The following is a 21835-nucleotide window of genomic DNA, read 5'->3' as shown; positions in this document are numbered from 1 at the left end:
GGGATCGAACGATGACGATGCAGCTCGAGGACAGGGAGAGCGCCCAGGCGCCTCCGGCCCAGACCGTCCACGTCCCCGCCGCGGGACGCCGGGGACGGCGCGCCCAGAAGGCCGCCCCCTATCTTCTGATCGCCCTGCCCGTGACCCTTGTCGTGCTCGCACTCGGGTACCCACTCGTGCAGCAGCTGATCATGTCCTTCCAGCAGTTCGGCCTCGCCCAGCAGTTCGGCCAGCCGGCCGACTGGGTCGGCCTCGACAACTACGCGGAGATCGCGACCGATCCGTACTTCTGGCTCGTCCTGCTGCGATCCCTCCTCTTCTGCTTCCTCTGCGCGGGCCTCACGATGCTCGTCGGCGTCGCGCTGGCGGTGCTCATGCAGCACATCTGGCCCGCCGCGCGCCTCGCGCTCCAGATCGGCCTCGTCCTCGCCTGGGCCACGCCCACGGTCGCGGCGCTGACCGTCTGGCAGCTGCTGGTGGACCAGAGGAACGGCCTCGTCAACGAGGTGCTCACCGGCCTCGGCCTGTCGGGGTTCCAGAGCTTCAACTGGCTGCACGCGAGCCCCTTCACGTTCTGGGCCGTCGCGGGCAGCGTCATCGTCTGGGCGAGCGTTCCGCTCGTCACGCTCTCCACGTTCGCGGCGCTGACGCAGGTGGACCCGTCGCTCGTCGAGGCCGCGCAGCTCGACGGCGCGGGCCTGCGACGCCAGCTCGCGAGCGTCGTGCTGCCGCTCGTCAGACCCGTCATCCTGCTGCTGGGCATCCTGCAGATCATCTGGGATCTGCGCGTCTTCACCCAGATCCACGTGCTGCAGCGGGCAGGCGGCGACGCCACGCAGACGCACCTGCTCGGCACCTACGTCTACAACACCGGCATCGCGGGCGGCGACTACGGCATGGCGTCGGCTCTCGCCATGGTCATGCTCGCGGTCCTCCTCGTCATCACGTGGCGCTACGTGCGCCAGCTCGGCAAGCAGGGAGACCTCGCATGACCTCGCTCGTCCTGTCCGCCTCGCGCCCGAGACGCCGTCGCCGCTCCACGACGAGGAGCGTCGCGAGCATCGTCGCGATCGTCCTGGCGCTCGTCTGGGTGTTCCCCATCTACTGGATGGTCAACGCCTCGCTGCAGGACCCGAACCTGCTGCGCATCAGCGAGCCGCGGCTGTTCCCCGTCGACCCCACCCTGTCGTCCTACGCCGGAGTGCTCGCCGACGCGACGTTCTGGTCGTCGCTCTGGACGAGCGCCAGGGTGAGCCTCCTCGCGGTCGCCGTCTCGCTGCTGTCGGCCGTGCTCGCGGCGGTCGCGCTCAGCCGGTTCCGCTTCCGGGGACGGGCGGGGATGATCGTGGCGGTCCTCGTCGTGCAGATGATCCCCGCCGAGGCGCTCTTCATCTCCCAGTACCGCATGCTCGACTCGTGGGGGCTGCTGAACTCCGTCCTCGGGCTCAGCCTGCTGTACGTGGGGACGGTCCTGCCGTTCATCACCTGGATGCTCAAGGGGTTCGTCGACGGGGTGCCGATCGAGCTCGAGGAGGCCGCCATGGTCGACGGGTGCGGCAAGGTGAGCGCCTTCTTCCGCGTCACGCTGCCGCTGCTCGGCCCCGGCCTCGTCTCGACCGGCGTCTTCGGCTTCCTCGTCGCGTGGAACGAGTACACGCTCGCCCTCGTCATGCTCTCCTCGGGCGGCTCGACGACGCTTCCCGTGTGGCTGCAGACCTTCCAGCAGGGGATGCAGGGCACCGACTGGGGCGGCGTCATGGCCGGGTCCGTCCTCGTCGCCGTCCCCGTCATCGTCCTTTTCGTGTTCGTCCAGCGGACGATGGCGCGCGGCATGGTCGCCGGCGCCGTCAAGGGCTGACCATCCGCATCCCAGAAGAAAGCAGGCATCTCGTCTTGTCCACACCGTCGCTGTTCCCCGCCCCCCGATCCCTCACGCCGATCGACGCCGCCCCGCCCGCCGCCGACGAGGCCGTGCGCGTCCGCCACGACCCCGAGCTGCCCCCGCAGGGCTACCGGCTGCGATACGCCGCGGGCGCGGTCGCCCTCGACTACGCGGACGCCGCCGGGCTCCGCTATGCCCAGCAGACGCTCGATCAGCTGCGGGGCCTGCCCGCCGCGGAGCAGACGGCCGCCGAGATCGAGGACTGGCCCGACTTCGGGCGACGCGGCTTCATGCTCGACGTCAGCCGCGACCGCGTGCCGACCCGTGCGAGCCTGGCGCGGCTCGTCGAGGTCCTCTCGCTCGCCCGCATCAACCAGTTCGAGCTCTACCTCGAGCACGCCTTCGCCTACAGCGGGCACGAGGCCGTCTGGCGCGACGCCTCCCCCCTCACGCCGGAGGACGTGCGCTGGCTCGACGATCTGTGCGCGTCGAGGGGCATCGAGCTCGTCGCGAACCAGAACACCTTCGGCCACTGGGAGCGCTGGCTCGCGCACGACGCCTATCGCGACCGCGGCGAGATCGCCGAGCCCGTCGAGATCGGGGATCAGCTGCGTCCGCCGTCGACCCTCGCGCCGACGGCGGACAACGCGGCCTTCGTGACGGGTCTCGTGGAGGAGCTGACGTCGCACCTGCGCTCGCGGCGCGTCAACGTCGGCGCCGACGAGACCTGGGAGCTGGGGCTCGGGGCCAGTCGCGAGCGGGCGGAGCGCGAGGGGCTCGGCACGGTCTACGTCGAGTACCTCGCCCAGGTCATCTCCCCCTGGCTGGATCGGGGCTACTCGGTGGAGTTCTGGGCGGACATCCTCGCCAATCACCCCGAGGTCGCGTCGCGCGTGCCCGCAGGCGCCATCCCCATCGTGTGGCAGTACGACTCGCCGTCGCTCATGCGCGCCTCGGTGGAGCGCATGCCGGAGGCGGAGCGCCGGCGGCTGCTCGCGCACGGCGTGGACGTCGCCGCGCTCACGGCCGGCTTCGTCGACCGGGCCCGTCCGCTCATCGACAGCGGGACGTCCTTCTGGGTGGCGCCGGGGACGAGCACATGGCTGTCCCTCGTGGGACGGCTCGACAACGCCGTCGAGAACCTGGAGGACGCCGCGGCCGTGGGCCTGGAGCACGGCTCCGGCGGCTATCTCATCACGGCATGGGGCGACCACGGCATGTACGACCCGCCCGTGATGTCGTACGGGCCCATCGTCTACGGGGCCGCCGTCAGCTGGGGCCTGGAGGCCAACCGCGGCCTCGACCTCTCCGAGGTCCTCAACACGAGGGTCTTCGCCGACGAGACCGGCCTGATCGGCGAGGTGCTCACCGCCGTCGGCGGCGTGGCGGCGCAGCTCGACGTGCCGATGTTCAACGCGAGCCCGCTCTTCCGCGTGCTGCTGGACGCGGAGGGGTTCCCCGCCGAGCAGCACCCCGCCCCGGACGCGCTGCAGGCGGCGCGGACGACGCTGCGGGAGGCGCTGGACGACCTGCATGCGGCGCGGCCCGCCTCCCCCGACGCCGCCGCCGTCCGCACCGAGATCCGGCAGGCCGTGCACCTCGCCCTCTTCGCCGTCGATCTGCTCGCGGACGGGATCCTCGCCCGCGAGCCCGCGGCGTCCGACCGCGTCGCCGCGGGCCTCCTGCTCGACCGGCTCGACGCCCTGCTCGACGCCCAGCGCGAGGCCTGGCTGCTCTCGTCGCGGCACGGCGGGCTCGACGACAGCATCGCGCGGCTCGCCCCGCTGCGCCGGTCGCTCGCGGAGCGGGCGGCGCACACCGGGTGACGCGAGGAGGAGCGCGACCCGGCCCGCCGGGCACAGCGGTAGCACAGACTCGGCGATCGTGCTCACATCGTGATCGTCGGGCGCGCCCGATCCCGGCACGCCCGCGTAGCATGGAGCGACGGACCACGCCTCTTCCGGCGCGCCTCTGGGGGTATTGAAGATGACGGATCTCGTGACAAAGCCCGAGCCCGCCGCGGGCGGGGACGACGGCGCGCTCGGCGCCGGCGCCCCCGTCGAGTGGGCCCCCGCTGAGCCCGAGAGGAAGAGACGGCACCTCGGCCTGTGGCTGGGGATCCCCGGCGGCCTCATCGTCGCGGGTGCCGCCGTGTGCTCGGCGATCCTCATCGCCCCGGGCGTCGTCGCCGCCGGTGCCGACGTCGGCTGGCAGACCGCGGGCGGTGCCACGCAGACGATCGACGACAGCCTGGCCACGACGGAGATCACCGTCGCGGCCCCGTCCGGGGACGTCACCCTGACCGGCGCCGAGCTCGGGGTCTCGGCGGATGCGCAGGCCGTGGCCGAGCAGGCCTTCGGCGACCATCCGCTGTGGAACGTCGGGGCGTGGAACCCCGGTTCCATCCCGGTCGACGTGACCGTCGACGCCGAGACCGCGCGAGCGGCGCTCGCCGAGGCCGCCCCCGAGCTGTTCACCGATCCCGTGAACGCCGAGGTCGCCTACGACGAGGGCGCCGGCGCGTACACCGCCGTCGACGCGCAGGCCGGTTCCGGCGTGGACGTCGACGCGCTCGCGGCGAGCATCTCCACGGCCCTCAGCGAGACCACGGGCGATGTGACGGTCGAGGCGCAGACGAGCGAGGTCGCCCCCGCCGTCACGACGGCCGACGCGCAGGCCGAGGTCGAGACGCTCAACCAGCTCGTCGCCGACGCCGGCTTCTACGTCGACGGCGAGGAGGTCATCGACCTCGAGCCCTCCCAGGTGGCCTCGTGGATCACCGTCACGACGGAGGACGACGGATTCCAGGTGTCCGTCGACGAGGCCGCCGTGCAGCAGGTCGTCGACGGCCTGCCGGAGCAGGTCAACCGAGACGTCGTGAACGAGGAGGTCGTGACGAACTCCTCGGGCGAGCACCTCCGGGTCATCCAGGAGGGCCAGGACGGCTGGGGGCTCCCCTCCACCGACGGCGTCGCCGCGGCGTTCTCGGAGCAGCTCGCCTCCGGCGACGGGGCGTACGAGGTGCCGGTCGAGGCCGTCCCGTTCGAGACGACGGAGCTCTACCGCTGGATCGAGGTCGACAAGAGCGCGGGGACGACGATCCTCTACGAGAACGACCAGGTGGTCGACACCTACTCGATCGCGCTCGGCAGGCCCGGCTACGACACCCAGGAGGGCCGTTTCACGGTCTACGGGCAGCTCACGATCCAGGACATGGGATCGTGCGACGCGGACGGGGACTACGTCCCGGGAGGACGCTTCGACTACTGCACGGCGGACGTGCCCTGGGTCACCTACTTCAACGGCGACCAGGGCTTCCACGGCACCTACTGGCACGACAACTTCGGCGCGGGCGCGCTGATGAGCCACGGCTGCGTCAACATGACCGTCGCGGCCGCCGAGCGCGTGTACTACTTCGCGCAGACGGGAACCGAGGTCTGGGTCCACGCCTGATTCGACGCTAGCCTGAGGGTATGACCGAACTGCGCCTCGTCGAGCTCTCGGCCGACACGATCGTCCAGGTGAACACCCTGTCGCTCAAGCCAGGCCAGGAGCAGTTCCTCGCGCCCGTCTCCTACGGCATCGCCGCCTCCGTCGTGAACCCGAAGACGACGTGGCAGCGCGTCGTGCTCGACGGCTCCGAGGTCGTGGGGTTCGTCAGCGCGAACTTCGACCCCGAGGCCGCTCCCGACTACTTCCGGTCGGTCCTGTGGCGCATCAACGTCGACGCGGACGAGCAGAGGCGCGGCGTGGGACGATTCGCGGTCGAGGCGCTGCTCTCCGAGGCGCAGCGACGCGATTTCGACCATCTCGACGTCATCTACGAGGCGGGCGAGGGCGGTCCGGAGGCGTTCTTCCACCGTGTCGGTTTCTCCCCCGTGGGCGAGACCGAGTACGGTGAGATCATTGCCGAGATCCGCTTCTAGGCGAGACGACGGCGATATGATCGCCCCGATGAAACGATTTCAGCACGGCCGCCAGGACACGTGCTGACCCATGGCCGGCGGCGGGGCCTCGAATACCCCTCCCCCATCGAGACCCCGTCGCCCTCCTTCTCCGTTCCGGACGTCAGACGAGCGATTCCTTCCACGCCGCGTGCAGCTGGGCGAACCTGCCCGTGCCGGCGATGAGGGCGTCCGGGGCGTCGTCCTCGATGACCTTCCCGTGCTCCATGACGAGCACGCGGTCGGCGATCGCGACCGTCGAGAGGCGGTGCGCGATGATGATGGCCGTGCGATCGGCGAGCAGCGTCTGCAGCGCGTCCTGGATCATCCGCTCGGACGGGATGTCGAGCGAGGCGGTCGCCTCGTCGAGGATGAGCACGGCGGGATCGGCGAGGAAGGCCCTCGCGAACGAGACGAGCTGCCGTTGGCCGGCCGAGACGCGGCCTCCGCGCTTGTTCACATCGGTGTCGTAGCCGTCCGGCAGCGACTCGATGAAGGCCTCGGCCCCCACGGCGCGTGCGGCCGCCTTGATCTCCTCGAGCGAGGCGTCAGGCCGTCCCAGCGCGATGTTGTCGGCGACCGTCCCGCTGAAGAGGTACGCCTCCTGGGTGACCATGACGATCGCGCGGCGCAGGTCGCGTCCGTCGAGATCGCGCAGGTCGACGTCGTCGAGCGTGATCCTCCCCCCGGTCGGATCGTAGAACCGAGAGAGCAGCTTCGCCAGCGTCGACTTCCCCGCGCCCGTGGTGCCCACGAGGGCGACCGTCTGACCCGCGGGGATGTCGAGGTCGAAGGCGGGGAGGATCGTGCGCCCGCCCGCGTAGCCGAAGGCGACGTCGTCGAAGCGGACGTGCCCCTGCGCGGACGGCAGCGCGACGGGCGACACCGGATCGGGCACCGTGAGGTCCTCCTCCAGCACGCCGGAGACCTTCTCGAGGGCGGCCGCGGCGGCCTGGAAGGAGTTGAGGAACATCGCGACCTCCTGCAGCGGGCTGAAGAAGTTCCGCACGTAGAGCACGGCGCTCAGCAGCAGCCCCGCCGTGAACTCGCCCGTCGTGACGCGCACGCCGCCCCACAGCACGACGGCGCCGATCGCGGCCGCCGAGATCGCCATGAGTCCCGGCTCGAAGGTCCCGAAGAGACGGAGCGAGCGCATGTTGACCTCGCGGTACTCCTGGGACAGCCCGCCGAACTCCTCCTCGTTGCGCGGCTCGGTGCGGAACGCCTTGCCCGCGCGGATCCCCGTCATCGTCTCGACGAACTTGACGATGAGCTTCGCGCTCACCACGCGCGAGACGCGGTACGTGCGCTGGGAGTTGACGTAGAACCAGCGCATGAGGATCGCCAGCGGCACGCACGCGACGACGAGCACGAGGGACGAGCGCCAGTCGACGAGGGCGAGCGCGATGAACGTGAACACGCCGTAGAGCACACCGTGGACGAGCTGGTTGAGCCCGCCGTTCAGGAGCTCGCGGATCGTGTCGAGGTCGCTCGTCTGACGGGAGATGATGCGCCCCGACGTATAGGTCTCGTGGAACTCCAGGCTCAGCCGCTGCGTGTGGCGGAAGACGCGCGTGCGCAGATCGAGCAGGACGTTCTGGGTGACCCGTGCCGCCAGCAGGTCGTACCAGGCGAGCAGCAGGCCGCCGCCCACGGCCGTGACGACGTAGACGGATCCGACGATCCACGCCGGTCCCCAGTCGGCGTGGTCGAGCACCGACGGCAGCGCCTGGTCGATGCCGATGCCGATGAGGGCGGGGCCGAGCACGCGTATCGCCGTCTGCAGCACGACCACGACGGCCACGAGGGCGACCTGGCCCTTCAGCGGACGCAGCAGCGACAGCAGCAGCAGCCACGACCGGCGCCGGATGGCGCGGTTCTCCTCCCGCGTGTAGTCGGACCGGTCCTCGCCTGCGGTTCCGTGGACCGTGTCGCTCATCGGGCCGTCTCCTCGTCGGTCTCGTGCATCGTGTCGCCGCCGTCCGCCGCCGGGATCGGGATGGCCCCCGTGACCACATCGAACTCGCGCTCCGGGTCCATGCGCCGGGCCCTGTCCTCCGAGTCCTCGCGCTCGAAGCTCGAGATGACGCTGCGGTAGTGCGCGGAGGCCGCCATGAGCTCCGAGTGCGTGCCGACGGCCGTGATGCGGCCGCCCTCGAGGAGCGCGACGCGGTCGGCGAGCGCGACCGTCGAGGGCCGATGCGCGACGATGAGGGCCGTCGTGCCGTCGAGGACACGACGCAGCCCGATCTGCACCCGCTCCTCCGTGTCGACGTCCAGCGCCGAGAGCGGGTCGTCCATGACGATGACGGTCGGATGCGCCGCCACGGCGCGTGCGAGCGCGAGGCGCTGGCGCTGGCCGCCGGAGAGGCTCATCCCCTCCTCGCCGATCATCGTCTCGGCGCCCTCGGGGAGGTCGGCGACGAAGTCCGCCTGCGCGACGGCGAGCGCCTCCCGCAGCACCCGCTCACCCTCCGGGGAGCGGATGTCGAGGTCGTCGCGGCCGAGGAGCACGTTCTCGCGCACGGATGCGGAGAACAGCGTCGCGTCCTCGAAGGCGGTCGCGATGTGCGTGCGCAGCTCGACGATCGACAGGTCGCGCACGTCGACGCCGTCGAGCGAGACGCGGCCGCCCGTGACGTCGTAGAGACGCGTGGGAAGCGTCGTGAGCGTCGTCTTGCCCGAGCCGGTGAGCCCGACGAGGGCCATCGTCTCGCCGGGACGGAGGGCGAGGTCGATGCCGTCGAGCAGGTCGGGCTCCGACGCCCTGGCGTCCTGGTAGCGGAAGTGGACGTCCTCGAACGCGAGCGCGCCCCGGGGCGCGGACAGCGTGCGCGGCTCCTCCGGATCGGCGATCGTGTCGATCTCGTCGAACACCTCGAAGACGCGGTCGGTGGCCGTGCGCGCGTCGAGGAGGAAGGAGAAGAGGAAGCCGATCGACTCCATGGGCCAGCGCAGGATCGTCGCCATCGCGAAGTACGCGAAGAGCTGCGACACCGTGATCTCCTGGACGGAGGAGAGCCAGATGCCGAGCAGGAGGCAGGCGGCGAACGCGAGCTCCGGCATCGCGACGAGCCACAGGTCGATGCGGGCGACGGCCCCGGCCTTGCTCATCTCCGTGGCGCGCAGGGTCTCCGCCTGCCGGGTGAAGCGGCGCAGGGCGTGCGGCCCGCGCCCGAAGGCCTTGAGCACGCGGATGCCGTGGACGCTCTCCTCGACGCTCGTGGCGAGGTCCCCCTGCTGGTCCTGGCTCTGACGGCTCAGCAGGCCGTACGTCTGCTCGAAGCGGAACCCCTGGTACCAGATCGGGACGCCGCCGGCGATGAACACGAGTGCGAGCGCCCAGTGCCATTGGAACAGCAGCGCGGCGCCGATCACGATCGTGAGGATGTTGACGACGAGCATGATGAGCCCGAAGGCCATCCAGCGCCGGATGAGGCTGATGTCCTGCATCATGCGGCTCAGCAGCTGCCCGCCCTGCCAGCGGTCGTGGAACTCCACGGGCAGACGCTGCAGGCGATCGTAGAACCCCGTGCGGAGGTCGTACTCGACGCTCGTCGCCGGACCCAGCACGAGCCAGCGCCGGAGCCAGACCATCCCGGCCTCGGCGAGTCCGAGGAGGAGCACGACCCCGGCGCCCCAGACGATCGCGGGGACCGCGCCGGAGGCGATCGGTCCGCCGACGACCCATTCCAGGGCGATCGGGATGAGCAGGGCGAGCACGGCGGCGGCGAGCGCGCTGACGCCGCCGAGCACGAGGCGCGACAGCACCGGCCGGGCGAACGGGACGAGCCGGAGCAGGGAGCGGAGAGTCGACGAGGGAGGGGAAGAGGTGGTGGGGCGCGACATGATCCTCATTGCGGTGCGCGCGCAATGCGGCAGACCGGGCTGGCGGGGGTGTCCGACCGTCCGAGCGGCGGTCAGCCTCTCAGCCTATCGCCATCCCGCGCTCAGGCCAAGGGTCCGGCGTGCGCCTCCCCGAATCTGCTCGCGCCCGTCGCGACCGGCCGCTCGGTGTTGCTCCAGGCGCTCCACGATCCCGGGTACAGCCGCGGCGAGAAGCCCGCGAGCGTCAGTGCGACCACGGCGTGCGACGCCGTGACGCCGGAGCCGCAGTAGACGCCCACCGGCCGGTCGACCCGCGCGCCGACCTCCTCGAACCGCGCCCGGAGCTCGTCGGGCGGGAGGAAGCGTCCGCGCGCGTCGACGCTCTCCCCCGTGAAGAGGTTGCGCGCGCCGGGGACGTGCCCCGCTCGCGGGTCGATCGGCTCGACGTCGCCCCGGTACCGTTCCGGTGCGCGCACGTCGATGAGCACGCCCTCCTGCGCGACGGCCGCCGCCGCGTCGATCGTCAGCTGCGGGAGCCTTCCCGCCGAGAGGACGATCGATCCGGGCGCCGGCACGACGTCGCCCTGCTCGAGGGCGTGCCCGGCCGCGACCCATCCGCGCAGCGCGCCGTCGAGGACGCGCACGTCCTCGACCCCGGCGTCCTTCAGCAGCCACCACGCGCGCGAGGCCGAGAACGACTTCAGGTCGTCGTACACGACGACGGTGTCGCCGTCGTCGAGACCCCAGCGGCGCGCTGCGCGTTCCAGCGACGGGGTGTCCGGCAGCGGATGGCGGCCCTCCGCCGGCGCCCCGCGACCGGCGAGCTCGGCCTCGAGGTCGACGTAGACGGCGCCCGGGATGTGCCCGTCGAGATACTCCGGCCGCCCGTCCGGACGGTCGAGACGCCAGCGCACGTCGAGGATGCGGACGCGCTCGTCGCGTGCGGACAGGTCCACGAGCTCGTCGGGCGTGATGAGGATGTCGCTCATACCGCCACGCTACGCGGCGACGTCGTCCTCGGCGGATGCGCGGTAACGCTTCGTCGCCGTGTTGCGCCGCGTGAGCGCTCATGACGCCCGATGTCGGCGACGGGAGCCGCCCGCCTGCGCGGTCAGTGCTGGTGCGCGGCCTCCTCGCCGAGCTTGAACGCGAGGCGCCCGTGGGCGAAGCCTCCTCCGGCGCGCAGGGCGGTGGCGACCCATGCGGTCTCGGCGAGCTCCGCCTCCGTCGCCCCGGCGCGCACGGCGGCCTGCGAGTGGGCGTCGATGCAGTAGACGCACTGCGTCGTGATGGCGACGGCGACGGCGAGGAGCTCGCGGTACTTGAGGGGGATCTCGCGCCCCTCCTTCGCGAAGACCGCGGTGTTGAAGTCGTTCCACGTCTTCAGGATGTCGGGGGTCTGCTCCTTGTACACGCGCGTGTACGCCTTGTCGTGCTGCCGGTCGAAGTAATCGCTCATGCTCGCAACCCTAATCGCGCGGGAGGGCGCGGGACGCGCGGGTTACGCGTCGTGGCGCGACGCCGCCTCTCTCGCCAGGAGCGAGCGCTTGACCTCGATCCCCCAGGCGAAGCCGCCCATCGTGCCGTCGCCGCGGAGGACGCGGTGGCACGGCACGAACAGCGCCGGCGCGTTGCGCGCGCAGATCGACGCGGCGGCGCGGACGGCGCGGGGCGAGCCGAGCTCCGCCGCGAAGCCCGTGTAGGCGAGGGGGGCTCCCGGCGCGATCCGCCGCAGCGCCCGCCATCCGGCGATCTGCAGCGCGGTGCCGTGCTGCCGGACCCGGACGCCGTCGATCGCCGCGAGGTCGCCCGCGTAGTACGCCGCCACGGCGTCGGCGGCGGTCGTCTCCCCGTCCTCGACGGCCAGGGGGCGAAGACGCGGGTGCACGCGGTCGACGACCGTCGGCACATCGCTCGACCATCCCGAGGCGAGCACGGCGCCGTCCGCGCCGGCGACGATCGTGAACGGGCCGTCCGCCGTGTCGACGGTCTGCACGACCGCGGTGCGGGCGGCGGCGGGGATCGGATCGGTCATGGTGCGGTCTCCTTCGGACGGCGGACGGACGGCGCCGAGAGGGCGGCCCGCCACAGGTGCATGGACAGGTACGAGCGCCACGGCGCGGCACGAGCGGCCCACGCGACGAGCGGCCGCGGCTCGGCGGGAAGGCCCGCGGCCGCGGCGCCCGCGCGGAGGGCGACGTCGCCGGGGAGCAGGACGTCGGGGTCGCCCAGCACGCGCATGCGCACGTAGTCGGCCGTCCACTCCCCGACGCCGCGGAGGGCGAGCAGGTCCGTGCGCTGCGCGACGGCGTCGTCGCCGGGTCCGAGGGAGAGCGCGCCCGAGGCGAGCGCCGACGCCGCCTCCGCGACGGCGCGGATGCGCGCGGCGGGGCCGCGCAGGAGCTCGGGCCCGTGCTCGGCGATCGTCTCCATCGCGGGGAAGAGCAGGCGCGAGGCCCCTCCGAGCTCGACCGGGTCTCCCCGCGCCTCGACGAGGCGCGTGAGGTGCGTGCGGGCGGCCGGGACGGAGATCTGCTGGCCGATCATGGCGCGGATGAGCATCTCGTGCGGATCGGCCGTTCCCGGCAGGCGCATCCCGGGCACGGCGACGACGAGGGGGGCGAGCGCGGGATGCGCGGCGAGCGCGGCGTCGACCGCGAGCGGATCGGCGTCGAGGTCGAAGAGGCGCCGCACCCGCGCGACGAGCGTCGCGAGGTCTCCGAGGCTCTCCAGGTGCGCGTCGAGACGCAGCCGGCCGTCGAATCGCAGCCGGAACCATCCGGCGCCGGACGGAAGCCGCAGGGTCCGCGCGAACGACGCCCCGTCGCCCTCCTCCATCCCCGCGATGGTGCGGGCCGACATCCAGGAGAACAGGCCCGCGTGGTCGAACGGCTCGCGATAGGGCAGCACAAGCGTGAGGCCCGCGGGCGCCGCCGCCGCGCGTCGCGTCGACCTGAGCTGCGTGGGTGTGAGGGAGAACACCTCGCGCACGGTGTCGTTGAACTGCCGGACGCTCGCGAACCCGGCCGAGAACGCGACGTCGGCGGCGGGCAGGTCGGTGCCGACGAGGAGCATCCGCGCCGTGTGCGCGCGCTGCGCCCGGGCGAGGGCGAGGGGTCCTGCGCCGAGCTCCGCCGCGAGCAGCCGGGAGAGATGCCGCGAGGAGTACCCGAGCCGGGCCGCGAGCCCCGCGACGCCCTCCCGCTCGACGACACCGTCGGAGACGAGCCGCATGGCGCGGGCCACGACGTCGCCGCGGAGATTCCATTCGGGGGAGCCGGGAGCCGCCTCGGGGAGGCAGCGCTTGCACGCGCGGTAGCCCGCCTCGTGCGCCGCCGCGCTCGTCGGATAGAAGGTCACGTTGGCGGCCTTCGGCGTGCGCGCGGGACAGCTGGGACGGCAGTAGATGCCGGTCGATCGCACCGCCGTGACGAACTGCCCGTCGAAGCGGGTGTCGCGCGCGGAGATCGCGCGATACCGCTCGTCGAAGGTCATGCCCGGGCTCATGCGTCCAGCCTGTCACGCCCGCAGGCGACCGGCTGGCGGGTTTCGGACATCGCTGTGACGCGCCCCGAGCGGGGCGTCAGTGGAAGAAGTGGCGCTCCCCCGTGAAGAACATCGTCACGCCGCGCTCCCTCGCCAAGGCGATCGTCTCCTCGTCGCGCACCGAGCCGCCCGGCTGGATGATGGCGCGGACGCCGGCGCCGATGAGGACCTCGGGGCCGTCCGAGAACGGGAAGAACGCGTCCGACGCGGCGATGGAGCCCGCCGCGCGGTCTCCCGCCCGCTCGACGGCGAGCTTGCACGAGTCCACCCGGTTGACCTGGCCCATGCCGACGCCGACCGTGGCCGAGTCCTTCGCGAGGACGATCGCGTTCGACTTGACCGCCCGGCAGGTCTTCCACGCGAACACGAAGTCGTGCATCTCGTCGTCGGAGGGTCGCTCGCCCGAGACGAGCTCCCATCCCTTCGCGACGGCGTCGATGTCGTCGGGGAACCGGTCGGCGTCCTGCAGCAGCAGACCGCCCGAGACGAGGCGCACGTCCATCTGCTCCTGCCGCCAGTCGGCGGGGAGCCTCAGCACGCGCAGGTTCTTCTTCGCCTTGAACACCTCCAGCGCGGCCGGCTCGAAGTCGGGCGCCACGATGACCTCGGTGAAGATGTCGCGGAGGTTCTCGGCCATCTTCAGCGTGACGGGCCGGTTCGCCGCGATCACCCCGCCGAACGCCGACAGCGGGTCGCACTCGTGGGCGCGCAGGTGCGCGCTCGCGATGGGGTCGAGGGCGTTGGGGGCCGAGACGGCGATGCCGCACGGGTTCGCGTGCTTGATGATCGCGACGGCCGGCTTGACGTAGTCGTAGGCGGCGCGCAGCGCGGCGTCGGCGTCGACGTAGTTGTTGTAGGACATCTCCTTGCCCTGCAGCTGCGTCGCCTGCGCGATGCCGTGTCCGCCGACGCGGGAGTAGATGGCGGCGCGCTGGTGCGCGTTCTCGCCGTAGCGGAGGTCGCCGAGCTTCTCGGCCTTGATGGTGAGGTGCTCGGGGAGCCCGCTCTCGGAGCCGAGCGTGCCCTCCGCGAACCAGGCCGCCACCGCCGTGTCGTACGCCGCGGTGTGCACGAACGCCCGCGCGGCGAGCTCCTTGCGATGGCCGAGGGAGGTGCCGCCGGATGCGACCGCGTCGATGATCGCCGGGTACGACTCGGGCGAGACGACGACCGCGACGTTGGCGAAGTTCTTCGCCGACGCGCGCACCATGGCGGGTCCGCCGATGTCGATCTGCTCCACGACGTCGTCGCCCTCCGCCCCGGAGCGCACCGTGTCGACGAACGGGTACAGGTTCACCACGACGAGCTCGAACGGGGCGATGCCGAGGTCTCCGAGCTGCTGTTCGTGGTGCTCGAGCCTGAGATCGGCGAGCAGGCCGGCGTGGACGCCCGGGTGCAGGGTCTTCACGCGCCCGTCGAGCGACTCGGGGAAGCCCGTGACGCTCGAGACGTCGGTCACGGAGAACCCCGCGTCGCGGATCGTCGACGCCGTCGATCCGGTCGAGACGATCTCGACGCCGGCGCCCGCGAGCGCCTCGGCGAGCTGCGGGAGGTTGGTCTTGTCGCTCACCGACACGAGGGCGCGCCGGATCGGCACGACGTCTCGGTCGCGGTAGAGCGAGTGATCGTGGCGAGGGCCGGCCATGAGGGCTCCTTCTCGAGGAATCGGTGGCGGATGGTCTGAGGTACGGACGGCGCGTCGTCGCGTCACGGCGCGGGCGCGGGATGCTCCAGGTCGATCTCGCCGTCGGCGATGCGGCGGACGACGTCGATGAGGAGCCGTCGCTCGACGGGCTTGATGCGCTCGTGGAGCGTCGTCTCGTCGTCGCCCGGGAGCACGGCGACGCGCTCCTGCGCGAGGACGGGTCCGGAGTCGACGCCGTTGTCGACGACGATCACGCTCGCGCCGCTCTGGTCCGCGCCCGCGGCGAGCGCGTCGCGCACGCCGTGGGCCCCCGGGAACTCCGGCAGATAGGCCGGATGGGTGTTGACGATGCGCGGGCCGAACTCGTCGACGACCGATGCCGGCAGAAGGCGCATGAGACCGCTCAGCACGATGAGATCGGCGCCGACGGCCCGAAGGCGTCGCGCGAGCTCCTCCCCCCACGCCTCGCGCGAGGGGTGGTCGCGGAAGGCGACCGTGAAGGCCGGCACGCCGAACGCCTCCGCGTGAGCGAGGCCGGCCGCGGCGCGGTCGGCTCCGACGGCGACGACCCGCGCGGGATACGCCGGGTCGCTCGCGGCTTCGAGAAGGGCACGGAGGTTCGAACCGGTGCCGGAGATGAGGACGGCGACCGTGAGCACGCGGCTAGTCTACCGGCGCGCGCACATCGCCCCCGTCCGCCGTGGCCGCGCGGCCATCCGCGTCGTCCGAGGCGAGGCCGCCCGCGCGCCCGCGCGGCGAGAGCAGCAGGATCGCCGCCCCCAGCAGGACCTCGAGCCCCACGGCGAGGGCGACCGGGCCCGGCTCCGCTCCCACGGTCTCCAGGCGCCCCGGGCCGATCGCCCCCGAGGAGACCGCCGCGACGATCGCCGCGCCCGCGCCCGCGAGCACGGCGATCGCGACGGCGAGCACGATGCGCGGCGAGACCGGCTCCCGCGGTGACGCGTCCGCGGACTCCGGCGTCTCCGGCGGGTCCGCCTCCCACTCGGCGACGAGGGCCGAGCGCACGGCCCACCCCGCGGCGGCGCCGGCGGCGACCGGCAGCAGCAGCACGAGCAGCAGCCACGGAGACCCCTGCTCCGGCAGCAGTCCGAGCACGGGGATGCCGGGCACGACCCCGAGCTGGGTGCCGGCGGGAGACACGGCCGTGGCCGCCCCGACGGCGAACCCGGGACCGGCGGTCCACGCCACGGCCCATCCGATGAGCGTCGGGAGGTAGGCCAGCTGCGCGAGCGCGATCGCCGTGGCCCCGAGCCCGTCGACCTGCGCGCGCTCGAACAGCGCGATGACCTCGTCGGCGCGCAGGAGCACGGCGACGACGACCGCGATCGCCCCGACGCCGACGACGCCGGCGAGGGCGAGGGCAGCACCCCGGACGGCGAGCGACGGCAGCTCCCGCCACTTCGACGGCCACGCGTCGATCCGCTCCCGCAGGGCGTCGATCGCGCCGCCGTCGCCCTCGGCCCACGCCTCGGTCCACGCCCCGGCGAACGCTCCGGCGCCGTAGACGAGGGCGGGGAAGACGACGGCCTGCCACGGCTCGACCGTCGCGAGCGCGTTGCCGGAGCTGACGAGCACGACCGCGGCGATCGCCGCGGTCGCGGCGATGCCGGCGACCACGCCCGTCGCCGCGCCGCCGCTGCGGACCGCGCGACGAGCCGACCGCGCGGCGAAGACCACGGCGAAGACCGTCAGCGCGAGCGGCGCGAGCGACAGCGCGAACGACGCGCCGTCCGCCGGGAGGCCGAGCGCCACGACGGCGGCGTCGTCGAACGCGAACGACACCGGCACGAGCGCCCCGAGCTGCCAGATGCGCGCCGTCGCCGGCCACAGCGCCGCCCAGTCCGCGTCCACGCCGAAGGCGAAGACCCACAGCAGCGTCAGGGGGGCGAGGACGACGACGAGGCCGACCGCCGCGGCCACGAGAGCGTCGAACGCGGCGAGCAGGGCGATGAGGATCCGGTGCATGGCGAGACGACCCTACCGGCCACGGCCCGGAGAAGCCCGGACCCGCGCCGGGCGCTACGCCTCGAGCGGTTCGAGGACGAAGACCTCGATGCGGCGAGTCGTGCGCTCCTGATACTCGGCGTACGGCGGGTAGGCCGCGACGGCACGCTCCCACCACCGCGCGTACTCCTCGGACGCCGTGTCGAGCTCCCGGGCCAGATAGTCGCGCGTGACGGCGCCGTCCTGCAGCTCGACGTGGGGGTTGGCCTTCAGGTTCCAGAACCACGTCGGCGGTTTCGGCGCACCGCCCTTCGACGCGACGACGGCATAGCGCCCATCGTGCTCGACGCGCATGAGCGCGGTCTTGCGGAGCTTGCCGGTCTTCGCCCCGACGCTCGTCAGCACGATGATGGGCCATTCGGTCCCCGGCAGCACGGACGCGTCGGCGCCCTTCGACGTCTCGAAGGCCTCGGCCTGCCTGCGCGCCTGCTCCGACGTGCCCGGTGCGTACTCTCCCTGAAGCGGCATGGACCGAGCCTACGACACGTCTGCGGTGCACATCCGCTCGGCGCTCTTGACACCTCGCCCGGGCCTGCGAATAGTGAGGCGTGACGACGCAGGCGTCGAGCACGAGGGAGCACGGATGTCCACGATCACCACGGCCGCCGGGACCGGAACATGAAGAAGCTGGTCGGCGAGGTCGCCCGCGTCGTGTCCGACGCGCTGACCGGCATGGAGGCGGCGCTGCCGGAGATCCGCGTCGACCACGACAGCCGCGTCGTGCTGCGCGCGACGGCGAAGGACCCCGGCAAGGTCGCGGTCGTCTCGGGCGGCGGCTCGGGGCACGAGCCGTTGCACGGCGGGTTCGTCGGGTACGGGATGCTGGACGCCGCGTGCGCGGGCGAGGTGTTCACGTCGCCGACCCCCGACCAGGTGCTCGCGGCGACGACCGCCGTCGACGGCGGGGCCGGCGTGCTGCACGTCGTGAAGAACTACACCGGCGACGTGATGAACTTCGAGATGGCCGCCGAGCTGGCCGACGCCGCGGGCACGGAGGTCGCGACCGTCCTCGTCCACGACGACGTCGCCGTCGAGGACTCCACCTACACCGCGGGCCGGCGCGGCGTGGGCCTCACCGTGCTCCTCGAGAAGATCGCCGGAGCCGCGGCCGAGGAGGGACGTCCGCTCGACGACGTCGTCCGCGTGGCCGAGACCGTGTCGGCGCAGGGGAGGTCCATGGGCATGGCGCTCACGAGCGGCACCGTCCCGGCGGCGGGGAGGCCGACGTTCGAGCTGGCGGACGACGAGATGGAGATCGGCGTCGGCATCCACGGCGAGCCGGGGCGCCGCAGGGTCCCGCTCGCGCCCGCGGCGCAGATCGCCGAGATGCTCGTCGAGCCGATCCTCGCGGACGCCGACTTCACCGGGGCGCCCGTCGTCGCGATGCTGAACGGGATGGGCGGGTCGCCCCTCCTCGAGCTGTACCTCATGTACGGCGAGGTGGCGAAGCTGCTCGACAGGGCGGGCGTGCGGGTCGAGCGCCGCCTCGTCGGCGACTACATCACGTCCCTCGACATGGCGGGATGCTCGCTCACCCTGCTGCGCGCGGACGACGAGCTGCTCCGACTGTGGGACGCGCCCGTCGTGACGCCCGGCCTGCGATGGGGGCGGTGAGCGGATGGGCACGGAGATCTCGCTCCCGACTCTCGTCTCCTGGGTGACGCTGTTCCGCGATCGCATCGCCGCCGAGCAGGGCCGGCTCACCGAGCTCGACTCGGCTATCGGCGACGCCGACCACGGCGCGAACATGGCGCGTGGGACGGCCGCGGCGGCCGCCAAGCTCGACGAGACGCCGCCTGCCACCGTCGACGCCCTCGGGAAGACGGTCGGCATGGCCCTCGTCTCCACCGTCGGAGGGGCGAGCGGGCCGCTCTACGGCACGTTCTTCCTCCGGTTCGGCACGCAGGCCGCGGGCGCCGCCGCGCTCGACGGCGCGGCGCTCGCCGCCGCGCTGCGTGCGGGGGCCGAGGGGGTGGTCGCTCGCGGAAAGGCCTCGGCGGGGGACAAGACCATGCTCGACGCGATGCTCCCCGCCGTGGAGGCGTTCGAGGCGGACCCCTCCGATCCGGCGGCCGCCGCCTCCGCCGCCGCGGGCGCCGCGCGCGCGGGGAGCGACGCGACGGAGCCCCTCGTCGCCCGCAAGGGACGGGCGAGCTACCTGGGCGAGCGCAGCGCAGGGCATCTGGACCCCGGCTCCGTGTCGACGGCGCTGCTGTTCGAGGCCCTGGCCGAGGCGCTGGCATGATCGCGTTCGTCGTCGTCTCGCACAGCACCGCGCTCGCCGAGGCCCTCGTCCTGCTCGCGGGCGAGATGGCCCGCCCCGAGCCGCCGCCCATCGCCGTCGCCGCGGGAACGGCCGACGGGGGCGTCGGCACCGACGCCGCGCTCATCGCCGAGGCGATCGAGTCCGTGGCCTCCCCCGAGGGGACGCTCGTCTTCACCGACCTCGGCTCGGCCGTGATGAGCGCCGAGCTGGCCGTCGACCTCGCGGCGACAGGAGGCGAGGTGCGGCTCGCCGCGGCCCCGCTCGTCGAGGGCTTCGTCGCGGCCGTGGCGCGCGCGGCCGCCGGCGGCGACATCGACGAGGTCGAGCGCGAGGCGCGCCGCGCCCTCACCGCGAAGCTCCAGCACCTCGGAGCGGACGACGGCGAGCCCGCGCCGCCGCCGCCCTCCGGCCGCTCGGAGTCGTTCCTCCTCACCAACGAGATCGGCCTGCATGCGCGGCCCGCGGCATCCGTCGCCGGTGCGCTGCGCGGACTCGACGCGGTCGTGCGCATCGGCACCGCGACCAGGCCCGCCGTCGACGGCCGGAGCCTCGTGGGCCTCATGGCGCTCGGCGCCCGCCGCGGCGACACGATCGACGTCACGGCCGACGGCCCGGACGCCGACCGCGCGATCGACGCGATCCGCGCGCTCGTCGAGTCGGGCTTCGGCGAGTGAGCGCAACCCCCTGACGGGCGTGCCCGCACCGCCCTAGAGTCGGCCCATGCCCTCCGAGCGCCTCACCCTGACCGTGCCGGGCCCCCTCGGCGAGCGTGAGGTCAGCCTGTCGAGTCCCGACCGGCTCGTCTGGCCCGCGGCCGGCGTCACCAAGCGAGAGCTCGCGGAGTACCTCATCGCGGTGTCCGGGCCCTTCCTCGCGCACAGCGGCGGCCGGCCGATCTCGCTCGAGCGCTACCCCGGCTCCGTCGACGGCGAGAGCTTCTTCTCCAAGAACCCGCCGCGGGGCGCTCCGGGCTTCGTCGAGTCGGTGCCCGTCACCTACAACAGCGGCAGACGCCATCCGCAGCTCGTGCTCACCGAGCCCGCGGCCGCCGTGTGGGCCGCGCAGATGAACGCCGTCGTGTTCCATCCGTGGGCCTCGCTCGCCTCCGACACGGACCATCCCGTCGAGCTGCGCATCGACCTCGACCCGCAGCCCGGAACGGACTTCGCCGACGTCGTCGCCGCGGCGCACGCCATGCGCGAGGTGCTCGGCGAGGCGGGCCTGACGTCGTGGGTCAAGACGAGCGGGAGCCGCGGCATCCACCTCTTCGTGCCCATAGAGCCGCGCTGGGAGTTCCTCGAGGTGCGCCATGCGGTGATCGCGGCGAGCCGCGAGCTGGAACGGCGGATGCCCGACCGCGTCACGACGAGCTGGTGGAAGGAGGAGCGCGGGGAGCGCGTCTTCGTCGACTTCAACCAGGCGAACCGCGACAGGACGATGGCCGGCGCCTACAGCCCGCGCGCGCTGCCGCAGGCCACCGTGTCGACGCCCGTGACGTGGGACGAGCTCGACGGCGTCGACCCGCACGCGTTCACGGTGCGGACCGTTCCGCAGCGCCTCTCCGGGGCCGGCGATCCCTGGGCCGGCTTCGCGGACGCCCCGGGATCGATCGACGTCCTGCTCGGATGGTGGGAGCGGGACGTCGCGGACGGCCTCGGCGAGCTGCCGTTCCCGCCGGACTTCCCGAAGATGCCGGGCGAGCCGCCCCGCGTCCAGCCCTCACGGGCCAGGAAGGGCTGAGGCGCAGAAGGGCCCCGCCGTCCGGCGGGGCCCTTCTCGTGAAGACCGTCTACAGCGTCTCGATGATCTCGCGCATGAGGGCGGCGGTCTCGCTCGGCGTCTTGCCGACCTTGACCCCGGCGGCCTCGAGCGCCTCCTTCTTCGCCTGCGCGGTGCCGGCGGAGCCCGACACGATCGCGCCGGCGTGGCCCATCGTCTTGCCCTCGGGGGCCGTGAAGCCCGCGACGTAGCCGACGACGGGCTTCGTGACGTGCGCCTTGACGTACTCGGCCGCCCGCTCCTCGGCGTCGCCGCCGATCTCGCCGATCATGACGATGGCCTTCGTCTCGGGGTCGGCCTCGAACGCGGCGAGCGCGTCGATGTGCGTCGTCCCGATGACGGGGTCGCCGCCGATGCCGATGGCGGTCGAGAAGCCGAGGTCGCGCAGCTCGAACATCATCTGGTAGGTGAGCGTGCCCGACTTCGAGACGAGCCCGATGGGGCCCTTGCCCGTGATGTTCGCGGGCGTGATGCCCACGAGCGACTCGCCCGGCGTGATGATGCCGGGGCAGTTCGGGCCGATGATGCGGGTACTGTTGCCCTTCGACTGCGCGTACGCCCACGCCTCGGCGGTGTCGCCGACGGGCACGCCCTCGGTGATGACGACGAGCAGCGGGATCTCCGAGTCGATGGCCTCGACCATCGCGTCCTTCGTGAAGGCGGGGGGCACGAACGCGATCGACACGTCGGCGCCCGTCTTCTCGATGGCCTCGGCGACCGAGCCGAAGACGGGGAGCTCGACGGCGGCGCCGTCCTTGTCGGTGTGCGAGACCGTGGTGCCGGCCTTGCGGGCGTTCACGCCGCCGACGACGTTCGTCCCGGCCTTGAGCATGAGGGCGGTGTGCTTGGTGCCCTCGCCGCCCGTGATGCCCTGGACGATGACCTTGGAGTCCTTGTTGAGGTAGATCGACATTTCCCTG

20 protein-coding genes are annotated in these 21835 nt (G+C 72.7%); 9 read left to right on the top strand and 11 right to left on the bottom strand.

From position 1 onward, the window contains the following. The first annotated feature begins 11 nt into the window (after nucleotides 1-11). The 5 genes from N8K70_RS04825 to N8K70_RS04805 all read left to right on the top strand — a co-directional run bounded on the left by N8K70_RS04825 (nucleotide 12) and on the right by N8K70_RS04805 (nucleotide 5808). Nucleotides 12-992 carry a carbohydrate ABC transporter permease gene (locus N8K70_RS04825; RefSeq protein ID WP_317140479.1) on the top strand — a complete coding sequence of 327 codons (981 nt, stop codon included), beginning with the start codon at nucleotides 12-14 and terminating at the stop codon, nucleotides 990-992. Further along, nucleotides 989-1858, top strand: coding sequence for a carbohydrate ABC transporter permease (locus N8K70_RS04820; RefSeq protein ID WP_317140478.1), 870 nt, complete (start codon nucleotides 989-991; stop codon nucleotides 1856-1858). The genes N8K70_RS04825 and N8K70_RS04820 overlap by 4 nt, the downstream gene beginning before the upstream one ends. A gap of 35 nt (nucleotides 1859-1893) precedes the next feature. Beyond that, a complete protein-coding gene (locus tag N8K70_RS04815; protein ID WP_317140477.1) occupies nucleotides 1894-3708 on the top strand; it encodes a family 20 glycosylhydrolase in 1815 nt (604 codons plus the stop codon). A gap of 160 nt (nucleotides 3709-3868) precedes the next feature. After that, nucleotides 3869-5335 carry a L,D-transpeptidase family protein gene (locus tag N8K70_RS04810; protein WP_317140476.1) on the top strand — a complete coding sequence of 489 codons (1467 nt, stop codon included), beginning with the start codon at nucleotides 3869-3871 and terminating at the stop codon, nucleotides 5333-5335. A gap of 20 nt (nucleotides 5336-5355) precedes the next feature. Continuing rightward, entirely contained in the window at nucleotides 5356-5808 is a 453-nt protein-coding gene (locus N8K70_RS04805) for a GNAT family N-acetyltransferase (protein ID WP_317140475.1), read from the top strand. 142 nt (nucleotides 5809-5950) lie between these two features. Here the strand turns inward: N8K70_RS04805 and N8K70_RS04800 are convergent, their stop codons facing one another. The 10 genes from N8K70_RS04800 to N8K70_RS04755 all read right to left on the bottom strand — a co-directional run bounded on the left by N8K70_RS04800 (nucleotide 5951) and on the right by N8K70_RS04755 (nucleotide 17338). Continuing rightward, nucleotides 5951-7765, bottom strand: a complete 1815-nt coding sequence (locus N8K70_RS04800; protein ID WP_317140474.1) for an ABC transporter ATP-binding protein — start codon at nucleotides 7763-7765, stop codon at nucleotides 5951-5953. Beyond that, nucleotides 7762-9684, bottom strand: a complete 1923-nt coding sequence (locus N8K70_RS04795) for an ABC transporter ATP-binding protein (protein WP_317140473.1) — start codon at nucleotides 9682-9684, stop codon at nucleotides 7762-7764. The genes N8K70_RS04800 and N8K70_RS04795 overlap by 4 nt, the downstream gene beginning before the upstream one ends. Before the next feature lie 92 nt (nucleotides 9685-9776). After that, nucleotides 9777-10643: a sulfurtransferase gene (locus tag N8K70_RS04790; protein WP_317140472.1), complete on the bottom strand. Its 867-nt coding sequence runs from the start codon at nucleotides 10641-10643 to the stop codon at nucleotides 9777-9779. A gap of 122 nt (nucleotides 10644-10765) precedes the next feature. After that, nucleotides 10766-11113 (bottom strand): carboxymuconolactone decarboxylase family protein, encoded by a 348-nt coding sequence (locus N8K70_RS04785; protein WP_317140471.1) that lies wholly within the window; start codon nucleotides 11111-11113, stop codon nucleotides 10766-10768. A gap of 42 nt (nucleotides 11114-11155) precedes the next feature. Further along, nucleotides 11156-11689, bottom strand: a complete 534-nt coding sequence (locus N8K70_RS04780) for a methylated-DNA--[protein]-cysteine S-methyltransferase (protein ID WP_317140470.1) — start codon at nucleotides 11687-11689, stop codon at nucleotides 11156-11158. Beyond that, complete coding sequence (locus N8K70_RS04775; RefSeq protein WP_317140469.1) at nucleotides 11686-13161, bottom strand: AlkA N-terminal domain-containing protein; 1476 nt, start codon at nucleotides 13159-13161, stop codon at nucleotides 11686-11688. The genes N8K70_RS04780 and N8K70_RS04775 overlap by 4 nt, the downstream gene beginning before the upstream one ends. Before the next feature lie 76 nt (nucleotides 13162-13237). After that, the gene (gene purH, locus N8K70_RS04770) at nucleotides 13238-14845 is read right to left on the bottom strand and encodes a bifunctional phosphoribosylaminoimidazolecarboxamide formyltransferase/IMP cyclohydrolase (protein ID WP_317140468.1); all 1608 of its coding nucleotides are present in this window, start codon (nucleotides 14843-14845) and stop codon (nucleotides 13238-13240) included. A 62-nt stretch (nucleotides 14846-14907) separates the two neighbouring features. Beyond that, nucleotides 14908-15504 (bottom strand): phosphoribosylglycinamide formyltransferase, encoded by a 597-nt coding sequence (gene purN, locus N8K70_RS04765; RefSeq protein WP_317140467.1) that lies wholly within the window; start codon nucleotides 15502-15504, stop codon nucleotides 14908-14910. A 4-nt stretch (nucleotides 15505-15508) separates the two neighbouring features. Beyond that, a complete protein-coding gene (locus N8K70_RS04760; protein ID WP_317140466.1) occupies nucleotides 15509-16831 on the bottom strand; it encodes a cell division protein PerM in 1323 nt (440 codons plus the stop codon). Nucleotides 16832-16885: 54 nt separating this feature from the next. Next, nucleotides 16886-17338 (bottom strand): nitroreductase family deazaflavin-dependent oxidoreductase, encoded by a 453-nt coding sequence (locus N8K70_RS04755; RefSeq protein WP_317140465.1) that lies wholly within the window; start codon nucleotides 17336-17338, stop codon nucleotides 16886-16888. 150 nt (nucleotides 17339-17488) lie between these two features. Here N8K70_RS04755 and dhaK point away from each other — a divergent pair, with 150 nt between their 5' ends. From dhaK to ligD, 4 genes are read left to right on the top strand one after another with little or no spacing between them, the layout of a single operon-like run. Then, on the top strand, nucleotides 17489-18484 hold the full coding sequence (dhaK, locus tag N8K70_RS04750; RefSeq protein WP_317140464.1) for a dihydroxyacetone kinase subunit DhaK: 996 nt from the start codon (nucleotides 17489-17491) through the stop codon (nucleotides 18482-18484). Between the two features lie 4 nt (nucleotides 18485-18488). Further along, nucleotides 18489-19115 carry a dihydroxyacetone kinase subunit DhaL gene (gene dhaL / locus N8K70_RS04745; protein ID WP_317140463.1) on the top strand — a complete coding sequence of 209 codons (627 nt, stop codon included), beginning with the start codon at nucleotides 18489-18491 and terminating at the stop codon, nucleotides 19113-19115. Next, nucleotides 19112-19810 carry a dihydroxyacetone kinase phosphoryl donor subunit DhaM gene (gene dhaM / locus N8K70_RS04740; RefSeq protein ID WP_317140462.1) on the top strand — a complete coding sequence of 233 codons (699 nt, stop codon included), beginning with the start codon at nucleotides 19112-19114 and terminating at the stop codon, nucleotides 19808-19810. Before dhaL ends, dhaM begins: the two co-directional genes overlap by 4 nt. 46 nt (nucleotides 19811-19856) lie before the next feature. After that, entirely contained in the window at nucleotides 19857-20876 is a 1020-nt protein-coding gene (ligD, locus tag N8K70_RS04735; protein ID WP_317140461.1) for a non-homologous end-joining DNA ligase, read from the top strand. Between the two features lie 49 nt (nucleotides 20877-20925). On the opposite strand, the gene sucD is transcribed toward ligD, so the two are convergent. Beyond that, nucleotides 20926-21828 (bottom strand): succinate--CoA ligase subunit alpha, encoded by a 903-nt coding sequence (gene sucD, locus N8K70_RS04730; RefSeq protein WP_317140460.1) that lies wholly within the window; start codon nucleotides 21826-21828, stop codon nucleotides 20926-20928. Between the last annotated feature and the right edge of the window lie 7 nt (nucleotides 21829-21835).

It is taken from the genome of Microbacterium sp. AB (assembly GCF_032878875.1).
Lineage (GTDB): Bacteria > Actinomycetota > Actinomycetes > Actinomycetales > Microbacteriaceae > Microbacterium > Microbacterium betulae.
This window is presented reverse-complemented; position numbering and strand designations above follow the sequence as displayed.

Excerpts from the sequence above, each read along its gene's own strand:
- N8K70_RS04820 (WP_317140478.1), top strand. The coding sequence starts at position 989 with ATGACCTCGCTCGTCCTGTCCGCCTCGCGCCCGAGACGCCGTCGCCGC.
- N8K70_RS04755 (WP_317140465.1), bottom strand. The coding sequence starts at position 17,338 with ATGCCGCTTCAGGGAGAGTACGCACCGGGCACGTCGGAGCAGGCGCGC.
- N8K70_RS04790 (WP_317140472.1), bottom strand. The coding sequence starts at position 10,643 with ATGAGCGACATCCTCATCACGCCCGACGAGCTCGTGGACCTGTCCGCA.
- dhaL (WP_317140463.1), top strand. The coding sequence starts at position 18,489 with ATGGGCACGGAGATCTCGCTCCCGACTCTCGTCTCCTGGGTGACGCTG.
- N8K70_RS04805 (WP_317140475.1), top strand. The coding sequence starts at position 5,356 with ATGACCGAACTGCGCCTCGTCGAGCTCTCGGCCGACACGATCGTCCAG.
- N8K70_RS04785 (WP_317140471.1), bottom strand. The coding sequence starts at position 11,113 with ATGAGCGATTACTTCGACCGGCAGCACGACAAGGCGTACACGCGCGTG.
- N8K70_RS04800 (WP_317140474.1), bottom strand. The coding sequence starts at position 7,765 with ATGAGCGACACGGTCCACGGAACCGCAGGCGAGGACCGGTCCGACTAC.
- sucD (WP_317140460.1), bottom strand. The coding sequence starts at position 21,828 with ATGTCGATCTACCTCAACAAGGACTCCAAGGTCATCGTCCAGGGCATC.
- N8K70_RS04810 (WP_317140476.1), top strand. The coding sequence starts at position 3,869 with ATGACGGATCTCGTGACAAAGCCCGAGCCCGCCGCGGGCGGGGACGAC.
- ligD (WP_317140461.1), top strand. The coding sequence starts at position 19,857 with ATGCCCTCCGAGCGCCTCACCCTGACCGTGCCGGGCCCCCTCGGCGAG.
- N8K70_RS04760 (WP_317140466.1), bottom strand. The coding sequence starts at position 16,831 with ATGCACCGGATCCTCATCGCCCTGCTCGCCGCGTTCGACGCTCTCGTG.
- N8K70_RS04775 (WP_317140469.1), bottom strand. The coding sequence starts at position 13,161 with ATGAGCCCGGGCATGACCTTCGACGAGCGGTATCGCGCGATCTCCGCG.
- N8K70_RS04825 (WP_317140479.1), top strand. The coding sequence starts at position 12 with ATGACGATGCAGCTCGAGGACAGGGAGAGCGCCCAGGCGCCTCCGGCC.
- purH (WP_317140468.1), bottom strand. The coding sequence starts at position 14,845 with ATGGCCGGCCCTCGCCACGATCACTCGCTCTACCGCGACCGAGACGTC.
- N8K70_RS04780 (WP_317140470.1), bottom strand. The coding sequence starts at position 11,689 with ATGACCGATCCGATCCCCGCCGCCGCCCGCACCGCGGTCGTGCAGACC.
- dhaK (WP_317140464.1), top strand. The coding sequence starts at position 17,489 with ATGAAGAAGCTGGTCGGCGAGGTCGCCCGCGTCGTGTCCGACGCGCTG.
- dhaM (WP_317140462.1), top strand. The coding sequence starts at position 19,112 with ATGATCGCGTTCGTCGTCGTCTCGCACAGCACCGCGCTCGCCGAGGCC.
- N8K70_RS04795 (WP_317140473.1), bottom strand. The coding sequence starts at position 9,684 with ATGAGGATCATGTCGCGCCCCACCACCTCTTCCCCTCCCTCGTCGACT.